18 protein-coding genes are annotated in these 16,705 nt (G+C 72.2%); 11 read left to right on the forward strand and 7 right to left on the reverse strand.

What is annotated here, in order from left to right; all coding sequences use genetic code 11:
- Window positions 1-71 precede the first annotated feature (71 nt).
- Genes AB0H64_RS08965 through AB0H64_RS08995 form a run of 7 tightly spaced genes read left to right on the forward strand, consistent with a single transcriptional unit; the run spans window position 72 to window position 6,048 of the window.
- Complete coding sequence (locus AB0H64_RS08965) at window positions 72-947, forward strand: CPBP family intramembrane glutamic endopeptidase (RefSeq protein ID WP_357621860.1); 876 nt, start codon at window positions 72-74, stop codon at window positions 945-947.
- Between the two features lie 49 nt (window positions 948-996).
- Entirely contained in the window at window positions 997-1,320 is a 324-nt protein-coding gene (locus AB0H64_RS08970; RefSeq protein ID WP_310707254.1) for a PadR family transcriptional regulator, read from the forward strand.
- Window positions 1,317-2,201 carry a hypothetical protein gene (locus AB0H64_RS08975; protein WP_357621863.1) on the forward strand — a complete coding sequence of 295 codons (885 nt, stop codon included), beginning with the start codon at window positions 1,317-1,319 and terminating at the stop codon, window positions 2,199-2,201. The genes AB0H64_RS08970 and AB0H64_RS08975 overlap by 4 nt, the downstream gene beginning before the upstream one ends.
- A 33-nt stretch (window positions 2,202-2,234) precedes the next feature.
- Complete coding sequence (locus AB0H64_RS08980; protein ID WP_357621865.1) at window positions 2,235-2,450, forward strand: hypothetical protein; 216 nt, start codon at window positions 2,235-2,237, stop codon at window positions 2,448-2,450.
- A gap of 7 nt (window positions 2,451-2,457) precedes the next feature.
- Complete coding sequence (locus tag AB0H64_RS08985) at window positions 2,458-4,203, forward strand: peptidoglycan-binding protein (protein ID WP_357621868.1); 1,746 nt, start codon at window positions 2,458-2,460, stop codon at window positions 4,201-4,203.
- Complete coding sequence (locus AB0H64_RS08990) at window positions 4,196-4,870, forward strand: ABC transporter ATP-binding protein (protein ID WP_357621871.1); 675 nt, start codon at window positions 4,196-4,198, stop codon at window positions 4,868-4,870. Before AB0H64_RS08985 ends, AB0H64_RS08990 begins: the two co-directional genes overlap by 8 nt.
- Complete coding sequence (locus tag AB0H64_RS08995) at window positions 4,870-6,048, forward strand: ABC transporter permease (protein ID WP_357621874.1); 1,179 nt, start codon at window positions 4,870-4,872, stop codon at window positions 6,046-6,048. Before AB0H64_RS08990 ends, AB0H64_RS08995 begins: the two co-directional genes overlap by 1 nt.
- A gap of 12 nt (window positions 6,049-6,060) precedes the next feature.
- On the opposite strand, the gene AB0H64_RS09000 is transcribed toward AB0H64_RS08995, so the two are convergent.
- The 6 genes from AB0H64_RS09000 to AB0H64_RS09025 form a co-directional block, all read right to left on the reverse strand.
- Complete coding sequence (locus tag AB0H64_RS09000; protein ID WP_357621877.1) at window positions 6,061-6,690, reverse strand: bifunctional DNA primase/polymerase; 630 nt, start codon at window positions 6,688-6,690, stop codon at window positions 6,061-6,063.
- 137 nt (window positions 6,691-6,827) lie between these two features.
- Window positions 6,828-7,811: a porphobilinogen synthase gene (gene hemB, locus AB0H64_RS09005; protein WP_357621880.1), complete on the reverse strand. Its 984-nt coding sequence runs from the start codon at window positions 7,809-7,811 to the stop codon at window positions 6,828-6,830.
- Complete coding sequence (locus AB0H64_RS09010; RefSeq protein WP_357621883.1) at window positions 7,808-9,361, reverse strand: bifunctional uroporphyrinogen-III C-methyltransferase/uroporphyrinogen-III synthase; 1,554 nt, start codon at window positions 9,359-9,361, stop codon at window positions 7,808-7,810. Before AB0H64_RS09010 ends, hemB begins: the two co-directional genes overlap by 4 nt.
- Window positions 9,358-10,263, reverse strand: coding sequence for a hydroxymethylbilane synthase (gene hemC / locus AB0H64_RS09015; protein ID WP_357621885.1), 906 nt, complete (start codon window positions 10,261-10,263; stop codon window positions 9,358-9,360). Before hemC ends, AB0H64_RS09010 begins: the two co-directional genes overlap by 4 nt.
- Window positions 10,260-11,516 (reverse strand): glutamyl-tRNA reductase, encoded by a 1,257-nt coding sequence (locus AB0H64_RS09020; RefSeq protein ID WP_357621888.1) that lies wholly within the window; start codon window positions 11,514-11,516, stop codon window positions 10,260-10,262. The genes hemC and AB0H64_RS09020 overlap by 4 nt, the downstream gene beginning before the upstream one ends.
- On the reverse strand, window positions 11,513-12,190 hold the full coding sequence (locus AB0H64_RS09025; RefSeq protein ID WP_310707265.1) for a redox-sensing transcriptional repressor Rex: 678 nt from the start codon (window positions 12,188-12,190) through the stop codon (window positions 11,513-11,515). The genes AB0H64_RS09020 and AB0H64_RS09025 overlap by 4 nt, the downstream gene beginning before the upstream one ends.
- A 122-nt stretch (window positions 12,191-12,312) precedes the next feature.
- On the opposite strand from AB0H64_RS09025, the gene AB0H64_RS09030 reads away from it, so the two are divergent.
- Complete coding sequence (locus tag AB0H64_RS09030; protein WP_357621891.1) at window positions 12,313-12,546, forward strand: glutaredoxin family protein; 234 nt, start codon at window positions 12,313-12,315, stop codon at window positions 12,544-12,546.
- A gap of 15 nt (window positions 12,547-12,561) precedes the next feature.
- Here AB0H64_RS09030 and AB0H64_RS09035 read toward each other — a convergent pair whose 3' ends face one another.
- Window positions 12,562-14,262, reverse strand: coding sequence for an antibiotic biosynthesis monooxygenase (locus AB0H64_RS09035; RefSeq protein WP_357621894.1), 1,701 nt, complete (start codon window positions 14,260-14,262; stop codon window positions 12,562-12,564).
- Between the two features lie 178 nt (window positions 14,263-14,440).
- Here AB0H64_RS09035 and AB0H64_RS09040 point away from each other — a divergent pair, with 178 nt between their 5' ends.
- From AB0H64_RS09040 to AB0H64_RS09050, 3 genes are all read left to right on the forward strand, one after another.
- Window positions 14,441-15,079: a sigma-70 family RNA polymerase sigma factor gene (locus AB0H64_RS09040; RefSeq protein ID WP_357621897.1), complete on the forward strand. Its 639-nt coding sequence runs from the start codon at window positions 14,441-14,443 to the stop codon at window positions 15,077-15,079.
- 71 nt (window positions 15,080-15,150) lie between these two features.
- Window positions 15,151-15,816 (forward strand): DUF5667 domain-containing protein, encoded by a 666-nt coding sequence (locus AB0H64_RS09045; protein ID WP_357621899.1) that lies wholly within the window; start codon window positions 15,151-15,153, stop codon window positions 15,814-15,816.
- Window positions 15,817-15,826: 10 nt separating this feature from the next.
- A complete protein-coding gene (locus AB0H64_RS09050) occupies window positions 15,827-16,702 on the forward strand; it encodes an HAD-IB family hydrolase (RefSeq protein WP_357621902.1) in 876 nt (291 codons plus the stop codon).
- Window positions 16,703-16,705: the final 3 nt, after the last annotated feature.

The raw sequence follows: 16,705 nt of genomic DNA on the forward strand, positions 1-16,705 counted from the left end.
CCCGAAATATGTAGACATGATCGGTCGGCGAGAGGAGGACATCCGCCACCGCGTGCGGGACGATCACCCGTGTGACCACGTCCGCTCCTCGCCAGACGCCCACCAGCCTCTTCACCGGCATGTTCACCGGCCTTGCCCTGGCGGCGTTCGCCACCGCGTACGCCTGGCTGATCGTGACCGGTCACGGCGTGACCGCCTCCGCCGACCCCGGCGCCTCCGAGCTGTCCCTGTGGGGCGCCGCGCTGCCGCCGCTCGCCGCGATGGCGCTGGCCCGCCTGGTGCCGCCCGGGAGGCAGCCGCCGGCGCCACTGGCCGGACTGCCCAGGGAGCGACTGCTCAAGGAGGCGTGGGCGCTCGTGGCCGCGGCGGTGGTCTTCGCCTGCGTGGCCCCGATCACGCGCGGCGGCACGGGCCTGCTGTATCCGCCGGTCAAGGTACTGGTGCTGCTCGTCCTCCCCCTGCTCGTCCTCCGGGTCACCCGCGGCGACGGCCCGAGGGCCAGGGCGATCCCCGCGCCGGTCACCTGGCTCGCCCCACTGCCCGCGGTCGTCGCGTGGTTCCTCCTGGCGCAGGTCAGTCCGCTCGCCGTGCCCCTGAGCCAGGACCTGCCCGACCCGGTCACCCTGGCCGTGGCCTCACTCGTCACGCTGCTCACCGCGAGCGTGCTGGAGGAGATCTTCTACCGGGGCTGGCTGCAGACCCGGCTGGAGGCGTTGTACGGCCGGTGGCCGGCCGTCATGGCGTCGTCGCTGCTGTTCGCGTTCATGCACACCACCCACATCCCCGCCGCGGCGCCCGCGCTCGGCGTGGCGGGCATCGTCGCCTACCAGGGCATGTTCGGGCTCATGCAGGGCTACCTGTGGGCGCGCTACCGCAACATCTGGGCGGTCATCCTGATCCACACGCTGGTCAACCTGGTGTACGTGCCGATGCTGCTCGGCCGCTGACCCGCTCGTGGCGTTGCCGACGCTACGTTCCACGGATTAACGTCCCCTCATGCCCAGAGGAACCTCGGAAGTCAGCGAGCCGATGTACTTCGTGCTCGCCGCCCTGCGCGGCGGCCCGCTGCACGGACACGCCATCAGCAAGTCGATCAAGGATCTGTCGGGGGGCAGGGTCCAGCCCTCGGTCGGCACCCTGTACGGCATCCTGGAACGCCTCAACGAGCGCGGCGTGATCACGGTGGACCGCGAGGAGACGGTCAACGGCCGCAACCGGCGCTACTTCAGGATCACCGACGAGGGCCAGGCGCTCGTGGAGGCCGAGGCGAGGCGCATGCAGGCGGCCGCGTCCCTCGTGCTGCGGCCGTCCGGCGCATGACGGCGCTCGAACGGCGCTACCGCAGGCTGCTGCTCGCCTATCCCAGGCAGTACCGCACGGCCCACGGCGACGAGTTGCTCGACGTCCTCCTGGAGTCCGCCGCCCCCGGCCGCTCGCTCCCGGTGCCCAGGGAGGCGTGGGGGCTGATCCTGGGCGGCCTCCGCAGCCGGATCGTCCACCAGGCGACGGGCAGCGCGTGGGCGGACGGCCTGCACCTGGGCGTCACGGCCGTGTCCGCCGCCAACCTGGCGGCGCTGCTGCCGTACGCGGGCTCTCTGCCGGTGTGGACGCTGCTGTCGGCGCTGGCGCTGCTGGCGACCCTGCGGGGACGGGTGCGCGCGGCGATCCCGCTCACCGGCGTCGCCGCCGTCAAGGCGGTCGCGATCGCGGGCGGCCGGCCGGTGTTCGACCTCACCCTGCTGCCGGTCTCCCCGTCGTGGCTCACCGACGGGGGCCTGTTCGCGTGGAGCAGCCCGTTCGTGGTGGGAGCGGGATACGCGGTCGCGCTGTCCGGGCTCGTGGTGCTCGCCTGGCGCGGGCAACCGCCGCGGGCGAGGTCATGGTGGTGGTGGGCCGCGGTCGTGGCCGTCGCCTGGGCGGGACCGCAGTGGCTGCCGGAGGACAACACGGTCCCGCTCAGCCTGAGCCGGGTGGTCGTGGAGCTGGCGGCGTTCGGGCTGGCCGCGACGGGCGCGTACCTGGCCCGCGACCTGCGCTGGGCGCTGGCCGCGGGCCTCTACCTGCCGGTCGCCTCCGGCGAGCTGATCCTGCACCTGAACGGGCTGACCAGGCAGCACACGGCGTACTGGGGCCTGCTGGTCCTGCTGACCCTGGTCTCCGCCCTCGCCCCGTACCGGCAGCGGAGGCATTGCCTGGATTGACCATACTTCGTTCAACGTAGTACGGTCCTCGCCATGCTCACACGATCCCGTCCGGGTCTCGCCATGCTCGGCATGGCCGCACTGGCGGTCCTCGGCGGCTGCGGGGGCGCCGCCGAAAGCGCCCGCCCCACGCCGTCGAAGTCCGAGACGGACGTCTACGACGCTCAGACCGGCAAGGACTTCTACCGGGCCCACATGCCGAAGCAGGCGACGGTCATGCAGCAGATCATCCACCAGTACGGCACGTGACACGCCCGTGAAGTCCCCTCGCAAGCTCCTCGCCGGCGTCCTCACCGGCGTCGTGGTCGTCGCCGGCGCCGGTTGGGCGGTGAGCACCCGGTTGCGCTCCCCCGCCGACGAGGCGGCCCGGCGCGCCGCCCCCAGCCCCTCGCTCGTCACCGCCGCCGTCGAGCGCCGCAAGCTCGTCAGCACCGTCGTGGTCAGCGGCACCCTGGAGTACGGCTCGCCGCTGCCGGTCAGCCTCGCCGGAGTGGTCGGCGGCACGGCCGAGCTCCAGCGGGTCACCCGGGCGCCCCGGCAGGGCCGGCTGGCCGAGGGCGGGGTGCTGATGGAGGTCAACGGCCGGCCGGTGTTCGCGCTGCGCGGGTCCGTGCCCATGCACCGCACGATGGCGCCCGGCACGAAGGGGGACGACGTCGAGCAGTTGCAGCGGGCGCTGCGCAGGCTCGGGCACAAGGTCCCGGTCTCGGGCGTCTTCGACCGGGCCACGATCGCCGCCGTCACCAGACTGTACGAGAAGAGGGGCTACGAGGCCCAGCAGCCGACGCTGGCCGACCGGCAGACGTACGACACGCTGCGCAAGGCCGTACAGACGGCCCAGGAGACCCTCGCGACCGAGAAGAAGACGCTCGACCAGGGGCGGGACGTGCTGCCCCTGAAGGTCAGGCTCACCAACGCCAGAGCCGACCTCAAGACGGCGCGGACCGCCCTGGAGGAGGCCCAGGCACGGGAGCTGACGCCGGAGGACGACGCCAAGCTGGCCGCCGCCGACGCGGCCGAGCGGGCGGCCGAGGAGCGGCTGCTCGAAGCGGAGCAGGCGCTCGAAGCCGCCAGGGTGCGGCCCACCGGCGCACCCGAGGCCACCCCCACGGCGTCCACGACGTCCGCACCCGCCCCCACGCCTCAGCAGAGCACCGGCACGAGCCTGCTGGAGATGAAGGTCGCCAACGCCCGCGCCGACCTGGCGGCGGCCCGCGAGACCCGCGAGCGCGCCCTCGACGAGGCGAGGGAGGGGCGCACGGCGAAGGTGAGGGAGCTGCGCAAGGCCGTGCGCGTCGCGCAGGAGGCGGTGGTCACGGCTGAGCAGGCGCTGCGCCAGGCCAGGCAGCTCTCGCCGACCCGGCTCAAGGTGGCGAACGCCGGGAAGGACCTGGCCGCGGCCCGGTCCATGCTGGCCGTGTACGCGCGCGCCTACGGCGTCACCGTGCCGCCCGGCGAGGTGGTGTTCCTGCCCAAACTGCCCGCCCGGGTGCGCAAGACCGCGGTCAGGGCCGGGCAGACGGTCGAGAACGAGGTCGCCACGGTGACCGGCTCGTCGTTCATGGTGACGGGCTCGGTCGAGGCCGCCGAGACGGAGCTGCTGCGCGAGGGCATGCGGGCGACCATCGAGCTCGACACGGGCAGGACGTACCCGGCGACGCTCACCGCGTTCGGCGAGAAGGCCAAGCTGCCGGGCAAGGTGGCGCCGCCCGCCGGATCGCAGCCGATCGTGGTCACGCCGGGCTCCTCGAAGGGTCTCAAGGCCCTGGCGGGCGCCGCGGTGACGGCCAGGGTGACGGTGGGCGCGACCGAGGACCCGGTGCTCGTCGTGCCGGTGGCCGCCGTGGTCACCTCCGCCGACGGCAAGGCCCGGGTGCGCGTCGAGTACGCCACCGACAGGACGAAGGACGTGGAGGTGCGCACGGGCCTGACCGCCGACGGGAACGTCGAGGTCACCGGAACGCTCAAGGAGGGCGACCGGGTGGTGATCGGCGTTGCCTGAGCCCGTCATCGAGCTCGCGGACGTGTGCCGGGACTTCCCCTCCCAGCCTCCCGTCCGCGCCCTGTCGCACGTCTGGCTCCGGGTGGGCCGGGGTGACTACCTGGCGATCGTCGGCCCGTCCGGGTCGGGCAAGTCCACGCTGCTCAACGTGCTGGGTCTGCTCGACCGGCCCACCTCGGGCCACTACCGGCTGGACGGCACGGAGACAACGACGCTGCGCGAGAAGCACCGGACCCGGCTGCGTGGCGAGCGCATCGGCTTCGTCTTCCAGTCGTTCCACCTGCTCGCCCACCGCAGCGTCCTGGAGAACGTCATGCTCGCCGAGATCTACACCGGGCGGCCGCGCGACGGCCGGCGAGACCGGGCCCTGGCGGCGCTGGAGCGCGTCGGGCTCGGGCACCGGGTGGACTTCCCGCCCGGTCGCCTGTCCGGGGGCGAGCGCCAGCGCACGGCCATCGCCAGGGCCCTCATGGCCGAGCCGTCGCTGCTGCTGTGCGACGAGCCGACGGGCAACCTCGACAGCCGCAACACCGAGGCCGTGCTGGACCTGTTCGACGAGCTGCGGGCGGAGGGCCTGACGATCGTGGTGATCACGCACGAGCAGGAGGTCAGCGAGCGGGCCGGGCGCCGGGTCCGGATCACCGACGGCATCCTCGTGGAGGAGTGATGGACGTCCGCGACCTGATCGGCGAGGCCGTCGCCGGCATGCTCGCCAGGCCCGTGCGCTCGGCGCTCACCACGCTCGGCACCGTGCTGGGCATCACCACGCTGGTCGTGACGCTCGGCGTGGCCGCCACCGCGGGCAACCAGATCGTCGGCCGCTTCGACGAGCTGGTGGCCACGGCCATCACGATCGAGGTGCCGGACTCCGGGCAGGTGCCCCTGGTGGAGTGGGACGCGATCGACCGGCTGACCCGGCTGCGCGGCGTGGTCTCCGCCGCCGCGCTGGCCGAGGACAAGGACGGCGCCAACCGGTCCGTACGCTCCAACGACCTCGTGGACCCTGCCAGGGTCACCACGCAGAGCCTGACCGTGCTGGCGGCGTCCCCCGGGCTGCCGGAGGCGGTGCGCGGCCGGGTGGTGCGGGGCAGGTTCTACGACGCCGGGCACATCGCACGCGGCGACAGGGTCGCGGTGATCGGCGACCAGGCGGCCAGGATGCTCGGCGTCACCCGGCTCGACCGCGCTCCCGCGATCTTCATCGACGGGCACGCCTACACGGTCGTCGGTGTCCTCGGCGACCTGCGCCGCGAGCGGAACCTGAGCACCGCCGTGATCGTGCCGCCCACCGCGGGCCGCCGGTTCGGGCTGCGCGACGTGTCGAGGGTGCTGGTCAACACCGACCTGGGCGCCGCGGAGCTCATCGCCCGGCAGGCCCCGGCCGCGCTCAGCCCGGGCGACGGCGACATGCTCCAGGTCGTCGCGCCGCCCAGCCCGACCAGGGCCAGGGACAAGGCGCAGGAGGACGTGAACGCGCTCTTCCTCATCCTCGGCCTGGTCTCGCTGCTCGTCGGCGCGGTCGGCATCGCCAACGTCACGCTCGTCACCGTCATGGAGCGGGTCGCCGAGATCGGCCTGCGCCGCTCGCTCGGCGCGGCCCGGCGGCACATCGCGGCCCAGTTCCTGCTGGAGTCGACGCTGACCGGGCTGACCGGCGGCGTCATCGGGGCGAGCGCGGGCGTGGTCACCGTCGTCGCCGTCTCGGCGGCCAAGAGGTGGACGCCGCTCCTGGACGTACGGCTGGCGGTCGCGGCGCCGGTGGCGGGCGCCCTGGTGGGCCTGCTGGCCGGGCTCTACCCCGCGCTGCGGGCGGCCCGGATGGAGCCGGTGGACGCGCTCAGGTAAAGGCCGGCCGGGTCAGTCGGCCAGCCACTCCAGCACGCGCAGCGGGTCGGGCAGCGGACGGCCGTCGGGCGGGCGCAGCCAGGAGACGGCCCGGCCGTCCGGCAGCGTGGACGGCGGGGCCAGGACGTAGCTGTCGCGGCAGTGCCAGCGCAGGCCCGGCGTGTCGTCGATGGTGGCCGGGTCGCAGTCGAGGTGGCAGGACCACCACTCGTCCTCGTCGTCCGGGTTGCCGCGGGTGGCCACATAGAACAGGACCCGGTCGCCGTTCGCGGCGACCGGGCCCGAGTGCGCTTGCGCGTCGTCGATGCGGGACAGGGCCGTGAGGCCCGTCGCGAGCGGTACGTCGAAGACGTCGAACACGCGTCCGGTGGGCAGGATCACGTTGGCCTCGGGCTCAAGCTGCCACCAGCGGGTGAGCCGGGCGGTGTCCGTCGTGGCCTGGAGGTGCCAGGCGGGCGAGAGCGGATGCGCGCCGGGGTCGGGACAGCCGACGCGGTCGCACGAACACGCCCGGGCGCCCTCCCGCAGGGGGTAGGCGCCCGGCACGCTCGGCCACCCCAGGGCCGCGTAGCCGAGGACCGAGTCGATCCGGGACGGCATCGACCGTTTTCTGGTACGCCGAGTCAGCGGTGCCCCCACCATGGTGTCTCCCGTCGCGTCGTGCTTGAAGGGATCCCGGCTCCAGGCCCGGCTTCTCGACAAGGGCTCACGCGGGACACACCAGCACTAGTTGTCACAGTTTATCGCACCGGCCACAGGACACGACGGAAAACCCCACGTTAGAGACGGCGCGCCACCTCGGTCGCCCAGTAGGTCAGGATCAGGTCGGCGCCGGCGCGCTTGATCGACACCAGCGATTCCATGATCATGCGGTCGCGGTCGATCCAGCCGTTGGCCGCGGCCGCCTCGACCATCGCGTACTCGCCGCTCACCTGGTAGGCGGCCACGGGCACGTCCACCTCGTCGCGGAAGCGCCTGATGACGTCCAGGTAGGCCAGGGCGGGCTTGACCATGACGGCGTCGGCCCCCTCGGCCAGGTCGAGACGCACCTCGCGCAGCGCCTCCTCCAGCGGCCCCGCGGGGTCCTGCTGGTGGGTGCTGCGGTCACCGAACTGCGGAGCGCACTCGGCGGCGTCACGGAACGGCCCGAAGAACGACGAGGCGTACTTCGCGGAGTAGGCCAGGATCGGCAGGCCGGTGAACCCGTCGGCGTCGAGCGCCGCGCGGATGGCGCCCACCTGCCCGTCCATCATGCCGCTCGGCGCGACCATCTGGGACCCGGCGCGCGCCTGGGCGACGGCGACGGAGGCGTAGCGCTCCAGCGTCGCGTCGTTGTCGACGTCGCCGGAGTCGGTGAGGACACCGCAGTGGCCGTGGTCGGTGAACTCGTCGAGGCACGTGTCGGCCATCACCACGAGGGCGTCGCCAATGTCGGCCGTGACGTCGCGCAGCGCCACCTGCAGGATGCCGTCGGGGTCGTCGGCGGCCGAGCCGCGCGCGTCCTTGACGGCCGGGATGCCGAACAGGATCACGCCGCCCACCCCTGCCTCGGCCGCCTCGTGGACGGCCTTGCGCAGCGAGTCGCGGGTGTGCTGGAACACGCCCGGCATCGACGCCACCGGCACCGGCTCCTCGATGCCCTCCTTGACGAACAGCGGCAGGATCAGATCGGCCGGGTGCAGCCTGGTGCCGGCCACCATCCGCCGCAGGGCGGAGGTGCGCCGCAGCCTGCGGGGGCGGGCTGTCGGGTACTCGGCACTCACTTGGCTCTCCTCCTGGCTCCTCTGCGGTTCTGGGACGGCCGCCGGGGCGTCTCACCGGCGCCCAGGGCGGCCTGACGCTGCTTGGCTCCGTACTCGGCCAGCGCGGCCGCGAGGGCGGACGCCGACGGCTTGTCGGCCATCACGTCGACGCGCAGCCCGAACTCCTCGGCGGTGCTCGCGGTCTGCGGCCCGATGACCGCGATGACCGTGACGTTGTGCGGCTTGCCGGCGATGCCGACGAGGTTGCGCACCGTGGACGACGACGTGAACAGCACGGCGTCGAACCCGCCGCCCTTGATCGCCTCGCGGATCGGCGCGGGCGGCGGCGCGGCCCGCACGGTCCGGTACGCGGTCACGTCGTCGCACTCCCAGCCCAGCTCGGTCAGTCCGGCCACGAGCGTGTCGGTGGAGATGTCGGCGCGCGGCAGCAGCACCCGGTTGATCGGGTCGAGCATGGAGTCGTACGGCGGCCACTCGGCCACCAGGCCCTCCGACGACTGCTCGCCCGAGGGCAGCAGATCCGGCTTGACCCCGAACTCGACCAGCGCCCGCGAGGTGGCGTCGCCCACGGCGGCCACCTTGAGCCCGGCGAAGGCACGCGCGTCGAGCCCGTACTCCTCGAACTTCTCGCGCACCGCCTTGACGGCGTTGGCGCTGGTGAAGGCCACCCACTCGTAGCGGCCGGTGACCAGGCCCTTGATGGCGCGGTCCATCTGCTGCGGCGTGCGGGGCGGCTCGACCGAGATGGTCGGCACCTCCTCGGGCACCGCGCCGTAGGAGACGAGCTGCTCCGACAGGCTCCTGGACTGCTCCTTGGTACGCGGCACGAGCACCCGCCAGCCGAACAGCGGCTTGGTCTCGAACCACGACAGCTTGTCGCGCAGCCCGACGGCCTCGCCCACGACGATGAGCGCGGGCTCGGTGAAGCCGGCGTGCTTGAGGTCGGGTTGGAGCCGACCCAGCGTGGAGACCACGGTGTACTGCTCCGTGGTGGTGCCGGCACTGCTGACCGCCACGGGCGTGGAGTCGGGCTTGCCGCCGGCGATCAGCGCCTTGGCGATGGGCACGGCCTCGCCGATGCCGTTGTAGATCACCAGGGTGCCGGGGCAGGCCGCGTGGGAAGACCAGTCCTGGTCCTCGGCGGCGTCCACGATCCGGAACTCCGGCACCGAGGCCGCCGGCGGGATGCCCGCGTAGGTGAGCACGGCGGTCGCGGGCGGAACTCCGGGGACGATCTCGAAGTCCACCTCCGCCGCGGAGCACGCGGCGACCTCCTCGGCGACCGAGGAGAACAGCATCGGATCGCCCTCGCACAAGCGCACGACGAACCGGCCCGCCTTGGCGTGCGTGACGAGGTCGCCCGAGGCCACCTCGACCACCTCGACGCCTTCGCGGCAGTGGCGCAGCAACGGGCCGAACTGGTCTTCGTCGAGCACGACCAGGTCGGCCTTGCCGAGCAGCTCTGCGCCGCGGAGCGTGAGCAGGTTGGGATCGCCGGGGCCCGCGCCGACGAAGGCGACGAAGCCGGAGGCTGGACTATCGGGGCTCAATGGGAATGCTCCCCCATCAATCTGTCGGCCCCCTCGGAGATCATCTCGTCCGCGAGATTGCGGGCGAGATACACGGCCTCCGAGGGAGAGCCGGCGGTGGACTTGCGGACCGCCCGGAGGCCGTCGATGGCGACGACCGAAGCGGTCAGGTTGAGAGTCTGCCCGTCATCGTGGGCGAAAGCACCCACGGGAGCCGAGCAGCCCGCTTCCAGGGCGGCCAGCACCTCCCGCTCGGCCGTCACGGCGGAGCGGGTGCGCGGGTCGTCGAGGACGGCGAGGAAGTCGATCAGGTCGGCCCGGTCGGCCAGGCACTCCACGGCGAGGGCGCCCTGGCCGGGGGCCGGCATCAGCTCCTCGACCTCGAAGATCTGGGAGATCTCCGAGGTCCTGCGGATCCTGGTGAGGCCGGCCGCGGCGAGCACGACGGCGTCGAGCTCGCCGGAGGTGACCTTGCCGATCCGGGTGTCGGCGTTGCCGCGGATCGGGACGTAGTCGAGGTCGGGCCGCATGGCGCGCAGCATGGCGACGCGGCGCGGCGAGCCGGTGCCGACCCTGGCGCCGGGCGCCAGGTCGGCGAAGCGGACCCGGCCGACCAGCGCGTCACGGTGGTCGTGCCGGGCGGGGATCGCGGCCAGCGTCACCGCCGGGTCCTGCTTGGTGGGCAGGTCCTTCAGCGAGTGGACGGCGAAGTCGATCTCGCCTTCCATGAGCTTGTCGCGCAGCGCGCTGACGAACACGCCCGTGCCGCCGAGCTGCGCGAGGTGGGCCTTGCTGACGTCGCCGAACGTGGTGACGCCCACGAGCTCGACGGGCCTGCCGGTGCGCTCGGTGTAGGCGTCGGCCACCATCTGCGACTGCGTGGTCGCCATCAGGCTGCGCCGGGTTCCCAGTCGCAACGTCACAGGTCCACCTCCCTCACGGCCTCGGGCATCTTGGGATCGAGATCGAACAGCTCCCGGAGAGCTTCCGCATAATGATCGCCTCCTGGCGAGGTGGCGAGCTGCTTGACACGCACGGTCGGCTCGTGGAGGAGCTTGTCGACGACGCGCTGCACGGTCAGGGCGACCTCGTCGCGGGTCTTGTCGTCGAGCCCGGGGATGCGCATCATGAGGCGGCCCAGCTCGGCCTCGACCACGTTGGCGGCCTTGCCCCGCAGCGCCACCACGGTCGGGGTGACCTTGGCGGCCCGCTCCGCGTCGAGGTAGGCGGTGAGCTCTTGGGAGACGAGCTCACGTACCGACCGCACCGCGTCGCCCTCGCGGGACCCGATGCCGGACTCCTGGATGGTCTCCAGGTCGACCAGCGTGACGCCGGGCACGGAGCGCACGGCGGGGTCGATGTCGTGGGGCAGCGCCAGGTCCAGCAGGAACGCGCCGCGGGTCAGCATGCCCGGCGTGATCACGTGGTGGCCGGCGCCGATGCAGGTGATGACGATGTCGGCCTCCGGCAGCTCTCGGGGAACCGCGGAGAACTCCACCGCCCTGCCGCCGACCGACTCGGCCAGCCGCCGGCCGCGCTCGAACGTGCGGTTGGCGACGACGATGTCGGTGACGCCGGCGCGGGCCAGCGTGGTGGCGGCCAGCGAGCTCATCGAGCCCGCGCCCACCACCAGGGCCCGCCGGCCGGGCAGCTCGCCGGCCAGCGCCAGGCCCGCGCTCACCAGGGAGGCGCCGGCCTTGTCGATGCCGGTGTCGGTGTGCGCGCGCTTGCCGACCCGCAGCGCGTGCTGGGTCAGCTCGTTGAGTACGGCGCCGACCGTGCCCTGCTTCTGGGCCAGCTTGAGCGCCTGGCGGACCTGGCCGAGGATCTGGCCCTCGCCCACCACCATCGAGTCGAGGCCGCACACCACCGAGAAGAGGTGCTCGACGGCACGCTCCTCGTAGTGGACGTACAGGTGCGGCGTGAGCTCCTCCGGGGCTACGCCCGTGTGGACGCTCAGCAGGTCGCACACCGAGGTGACGGCGGCGTGGAAGCGGTCGACCGTGGTGTAGACCTCGACCCTGTTGCAGGTCGAGACCACCATGGCCTCCGCCACCGAGGTGTCCTGCTGCACGTCGTGCAGGAGCTTGACGAGCGCGTCGCCTGTGAGCGAGACGCGCTCCAGCATGGCCACCGGCGCTGTCCGGTGGCTGAGTCCGATCGCCAGAACACTCACTGGCTGTCCACGGCCATCAGCGGCCCCCCAGCTTTGCGTTGCTCATGGAACGCAAGGATCTGCAATTCAATTGATAGGTCGACTTTACGGACATCGACGCCATCCGGCACTGACAGGACGACGGGCGCGAAGTTGAGAATGCTGGTCACCCCCACCGCCACGACACGGTCGCACACTTCCTGAGCAGCCGCAGCCGGTGTCGCCAGAACCACGATCGAGACTCCACGTCTCTTGATGACGGCTTCCAGCTCGTCGATGTGTTCAACATTCAACCCCGCGATGTCGTCGCCCACCACTTCGGGGTCGGCGTCGATCAGGGCCGCGACGCGGAAACCCCTGGACACGAAGCCGCCGTAGTTGGCGAGCGCACGGCCGAGGTTACCGACTCCGACGATGGCCACGGCCCAGTCCTGCGTCAGGCCGAGCTCCCGGGAGATCTGGTAGACGAGGTACTCGACGTCGTAGCCCACGCCGCGCGTGCCGTACGAGCCGAGGTGGGAGAGGTCCTTGCGGAGCTTGGCCGAGTTCACCCCGGCGGCCACGGCGAGGTCCTCGGAGCTCACGGTCGCGATCGCCCGCTCCGCCATCCCGTGCAGCGCCCGCAGGTACAACGGAAGCCGGGCCACCGTGGCGTCGGGGATGCCGCGGTCACGGGGTTGGGACGGGCTCTTCACGTGCCAGAGCTCCAGGGAACGGGCGGCGTGGGCCGCGTGAGTGGAACGAACCGCCTTTCAGGTTAATCCCTTTGTGAACCGATGCACAAAGTCAGATGGTCTGTGACGCTACGGTGGGAGCCATGCATCGCATCACGTTGCTGGGCAGGCCCGGATGTCATCTCTGCGACGACGCCCGCGAGGTCGTCGCGCGAGTGGCGGCGGAGCTGGGCGTGCCGTGGGAGGAGGTCGACATCGACTCCTCGCCCGACCTCAGGGAGAAATACGGCGAGATGATTCCCGTCACACTCGTCGACGGGACGCAGCACGACTTCTGGCGCGTCTCGGAGGACCGCCTGCGCGCCGCGCTCTCCTGACCCGGCCCGGAGCCGTCAGAACATGGCCGTGGGGAGCGGCACCACCTTCGCGGCGTTGACGTTGAGCTCGATGACGTTGGTGGCCAGCACCATGGCCTGGCGGTCGTTGACGAACCGCTCCACGTGCGGCTGGCGCTGGTGGTCGCGGTAGGCGACCTCGTCGCGGTACAGCTCGTAGACGATGCGCTGCAGCGGGGCCGACTTGACGGCGTGGCAGGCGTAGACGAGCGTGTCGGGCTCGCCGCGGCGCACGGCCTCGACGGTCTGGTCGGCGAGCCGGTCGAACGCCTCGCCCGAGCCGTCCATGAGCGTGAAGACAGTCAGGAGGCCGTAGATGCTCGGCGAGGGCTTGCCTGAGCCGGGCTGCGGCTGTGCCTGCGCCTGGGGCTGGGGTTGGGACTGCGCGTGGCGCTGGGGGCTCTGGGCGGCGTGTGAGCCGCCGAACAGCTCGGCGCCGGAGTAGAGCGCGCCGGTCTCGGGGCCGGACGGCGGCAGGCCGAGGTCGCCGCCGAAATCACCGCCGAAGTCGGCGAGCGGGTCCCTGCGGTCACCGCGGGGGTCCCTGAGGTCGTCACGGGGACGCCCGAACTCGTCGGGACGGCTCCCGAAGCCGCGGTCCTGCGGGTCGCCGAAGCCTGTGTCCTGGGGGCCGTGCCGGCCGTTCATGATGTAGCCGGTCGAGGGGCCCTGCTCGGGTGAGGGGCCCATGCGGGCCGCGTAGCCGGGGTCGCGGTCGCCCGCGCGGTACTCGGCGACCAGGTCGCCCAGGCCCGCCGGTCGCCGGGACGGCTGTGTGGGCGGCGCCTCGGCTCTGGAGGCCGCCATGGCGCCCGTGGCCGCCCCGGCCGTCCCCGAGCCCAGGGGCTCGGGCCGCACGCCGGGCGGGGCGTCCAGGGCCGGCTCGCCGCCGTGGCGGGAGGCCGCCCGGCGGCCGCCCGCGCGCCCGCCCTCGGCCCGGCCGGAGTCCAGGTCGCGCCCACCGGCGCCCCGGCCGCGGCCGTCGCGACCGCCGTCGGCGTCGTCGAAGTCGTCCTCGTCGTCGTCCTCGTACGGGGCCAGCGGACGCAGCACGCAGTACCAGATGCCGGCGGCGGCCACCACGAGCAGCGCGGCCGTGAAGAATCCCGGCACGGCGAAGCGCATCGCCCCCAGGACCGCCAGCGCGGACGGCACGACGACCAGCACCGCGTGGAGGTTGTCGGTGTCGTACTCGTCGCCGTTGCGCCAGCGCAGCGCGGCCACCACCAGCGCGCCCAGGAGGAGCGCCGCCACGACCGCGTGCGCGCCGATGAGCAGCCCGTTGGGGATGAGCCCCCAGTGCGCGCCGCCCGCGGGCAGCACCTTGGTCATCTCGTCGCCGATGATCGGGTCGACGAGGAGGATGACGCCCGCCACGATCGTGAACGCGATGCCGAACAGCCAGGCGGCGAACTTCGGGGGCACCTTCTCGGCCAGCAACTGGACCAGGCCGATGGCGAGCCAGAGCGGCGCCAGCAGCGACCCGGTGAGCTGGTAGAGCTTGAAGGTGACGGTGCCGAACCCCATCAGGTAGCCGACGCCGATCCCGGCGAGTGAGAGGCAGAGCGCGACCGCCGCGACGGTCCACGCGATCAGCCAGCCCTCGGTCTCCTCACGCAACCGGCGGACGAGGGCGCCCGTGGCGATCGCGGCGAGGAGCGCGCCGGCGAAGGCTATGACAGCAACAAGGATCTCCATGGTGACTCCAATGCTGCCGGACTATGCCTCCCAGCCGGTAGCCGAAGAGGGAACGGGTCGGTCCACACGGTATCCGCCGATTACGGCAAGTCATGCCTGCTGCACCTGGATTGTGGATTTTGCAGTTGATTTCTAGAGTGTTCGAGCACGCCGCACCCCTTACCCGTAGGGATACCGGATGCCTGACTCGTGGCCGTTCGCCGGGCTGCTCTCACCAGCGGTCTCCGGCGCCGCCCGGACGTCCGAGCTCGCCGTACGCGAGGAGCTCCCCGACGACCTACGCCTGCTGGTGCTGCGCGCCAAGACTGGTGACACGGATGCCTTTGGCACGCTCTATGACCGTTACGTAGAGCTGGTCTACCGTTACATCTACTTCCGGGTGGGCTCCCACCCGCTCGCCGAGGACCTGACCAGCGAGACCTTCCTGCGCGCGTTACGCCGCATCGCCGACTACACCTGGCAGGGACGTGATTTCGGCGCCTGGCTCGTGACCATCGCCCGCAACCTGGTGACCGACCACTTCAAGTCGGGCCGCTACCGGCTGGAGATCCCGACGGGAGAGGTGATCGACGTCCCGCTCGACGGGGCGCACATCCCGGAGAACGCCGTGGTCACCGCCATCATCAACGACCGGGTGCTGCGCGCGGTGCGCGATCTCGGACCGGAGCAGCAGGAGTGCGTGGTGCTCCGGTTCCTGCACGGTCTGTCGCTGGCGGAGACGGCGTTGATCATGGGTAAGAAGAGTGGAGCGATCAAAGCCCTGCAGTTCCGGGCGATCAAGGCTCTGGCGCGGGCCCTCCGTCATGACCTTGCGTAACCTCCCATCGCGTCACTTCGTTAGGCATTTGTCACGACTGGAACTTCTTCGGGGGACGTCAGGGAGCTGTCATGGGTAGGTCGCGCAGATCGCGCGAGCGCGTGCTGGGTCACCTCACCGAGCTGCGGGAGCTCCCGCTCGGCGGCGGGCCGAGCGACGAGTTCCGCCACAGGCTGCGTGACGAGCTCCTCGCCGCCCGCGCCTCCGCTCCTGCCACGGGCGCCCCTGCCGGCGCGCAGCGGCACGCCCAGGGCTCCGGCTCCGCCCGGCGGCGCCGGCGGGCGCGGCCGTGGCTGTCGCAACTCGCCACGCTGAGCCTGGCGGCGGGCATGATGCTGTCCGCCTTCTCGACGTACCGGTCGGTGCCCGGGGACACTCTCTACCCGCTCAAGCGCGCGGCCGAGAGCACCCTCGTACGGCTCAGCGGCGACGACGTCGAGCGCGCCGAGCGCGAGCTCGACTCGGCCAAGGCCAGGGCGGAGGAGGTGTCCGAACTGCTCGGCTCCTCGGCCGACGACGCCCTGGTCACCAGGGCGCTCAGGGACATGGAGGAGTCCACCCGCTCCGGCATCAGCAGGCTCGAACGCGTCCGCCCCCGCTCTCCGAAGATCAAGACGTTCGCCAAGGACCAGCGCGACATGGTCGAGCCCATGCTGGAGCACATGGCCGACGACGATCACGACAAGGCCACCGGATACCTCGACTACATCGAAGGACTCGTTGCCCCGCCTGGGTAAGCTGAACGGCATGTGGCGGCTTATCCGACGACGGCACGAGGTGGAACCGGAGCTCGCCGGCGAGGCCGCGGCGGCGGCCGCCGTGACGACTCCCCCGGCCGATCCCGACCTGGAGGCGGCGGCCTTCTTCGACGTCGACAACACGATGATGCGCGGCGCCTCGATCTACCACTTCGCCCGGGGGCTCGCGACGCGCGGCATGTTCACGACGTCCGACCTGTTCAAGTTCGCCGTCGGCCAGGCGGTGTTCCGCCTGCGCGGCAACGAGAACCCCGAGCACATCGCCGTGGCCCGCGAGACCGCCCTCGCCTTCGTCGCGGGCGCCAAGGTCGACGACGTCGTACGCCTCGGCGAGGAGATCTACGACGAGGTGATGGCCGACCGCATCTGGGGCGGCACCCGCGCGCTGGCGCAGAGCCACCTCGACGCGGGCCAGCGCGTCTGGCTGGTGACGGCCACCCCCGTCGAGCTGGCCAGGGTGATCGCCCAGCGGCTCGGCCTGACCGGCGCGCTCGGCACCGTCGCCGAGACCGCCGACAGCGTCTACACCGGGCGGCTGGTCGGCGACCTGCTCCACGGCCCGGCCAAGGCCGAGGCGGTGCGGGCGCTGGCCCGCCGCGAGGGTCTCGACCTCACCCGGTGCACCGCCTACAGCGACTCGGCCAACGACCTGCCCATGCTGTCGCTGGTCGGCCGGGCGGTGGCCATCAACCCCGACACGGAGCTGCGCGAGCACGCCAAGAAGGTCGGCTGGCAGGTCAAGGACTTCCGCACCGGCCGCAAGGCGACGCTGACCGCGCTGCCCATCGCCGCAGGCGTGGGGGCGGTGGCGGGCGGCGTCGCCGCGGGCATCGCGCTGCGCAGGCACTACCGCCACCACCTGTAGGAC

The sequence above is a fragment of the Nonomuraea sp. NPDC050733 genome (genome assembly GCF_040654215.1).
Taxonomy (GTDB): domain Bacteria; phylum Actinomycetota; class Actinomycetes; order Streptosporangiales; family Streptosporangiaceae; genus Nonomuraea.

Bases quoted from the DNA above. Each gene is read 5' to 3' on its own strand.
- AB0H64_RS09040 (WP_357621897.1), top strand. From the start codon at position 14,441: ATGCCTGACTCGTGGCCGTTCGCCGGGCTGCTCTCACCAGCGGTCTCC.
- AB0H64_RS08980 (WP_357621865.1), top strand. From the start codon at position 2,235: ATGCTCACACGATCCCGTCCGGGTCTCGCCATGCTCGGCATGGCCGCA.
- AB0H64_RS09035 (WP_357621894.1), bottom strand. From the start codon at position 14,262: ATGGAGATCCTTGTTGCTGTCATAGCCTTCGCCGGCGCGCTCCTCGCC.
- AB0H64_RS09000 (WP_357621877.1), bottom strand. From the start codon at position 6,690: ATGGTGGGGGCACCGCTGACTCGGCGTACCAGAAAACGGTCGATGCCG.
- AB0H64_RS08970 (WP_310707254.1), top strand. From the start codon at position 997: ATGCCCAGAGGAACCTCGGAAGTCAGCGAGCCGATGTACTTCGTGCTC.
- AB0H64_RS09030 (WP_357621891.1), top strand. From the start codon at position 12,313: ATGCATCGCATCACGTTGCTGGGCAGGCCCGGATGTCATCTCTGCGAC.
- AB0H64_RS09050 (WP_357621902.1), top strand. From the start codon at position 15,827: ATGTGGCGGCTTATCCGACGACGGCACGAGGTGGAACCGGAGCTCGCC.
- AB0H64_RS08975 (WP_357621863.1), top strand. From the start codon at position 1,317: ATGACGGCGCTCGAACGGCGCTACCGCAGGCTGCTGCTCGCCTATCCC.
- AB0H64_RS08995 (WP_357621874.1), top strand. From the start codon at position 4,870: ATGGACGTCCGCGACCTGATCGGCGAGGCCGTCGCCGGCATGCTCGCC.
- AB0H64_RS09045 (WP_357621899.1), top strand. From the start codon at position 15,151: ATGGGTAGGTCGCGCAGATCGCGCGAGCGCGTGCTGGGTCACCTCACC.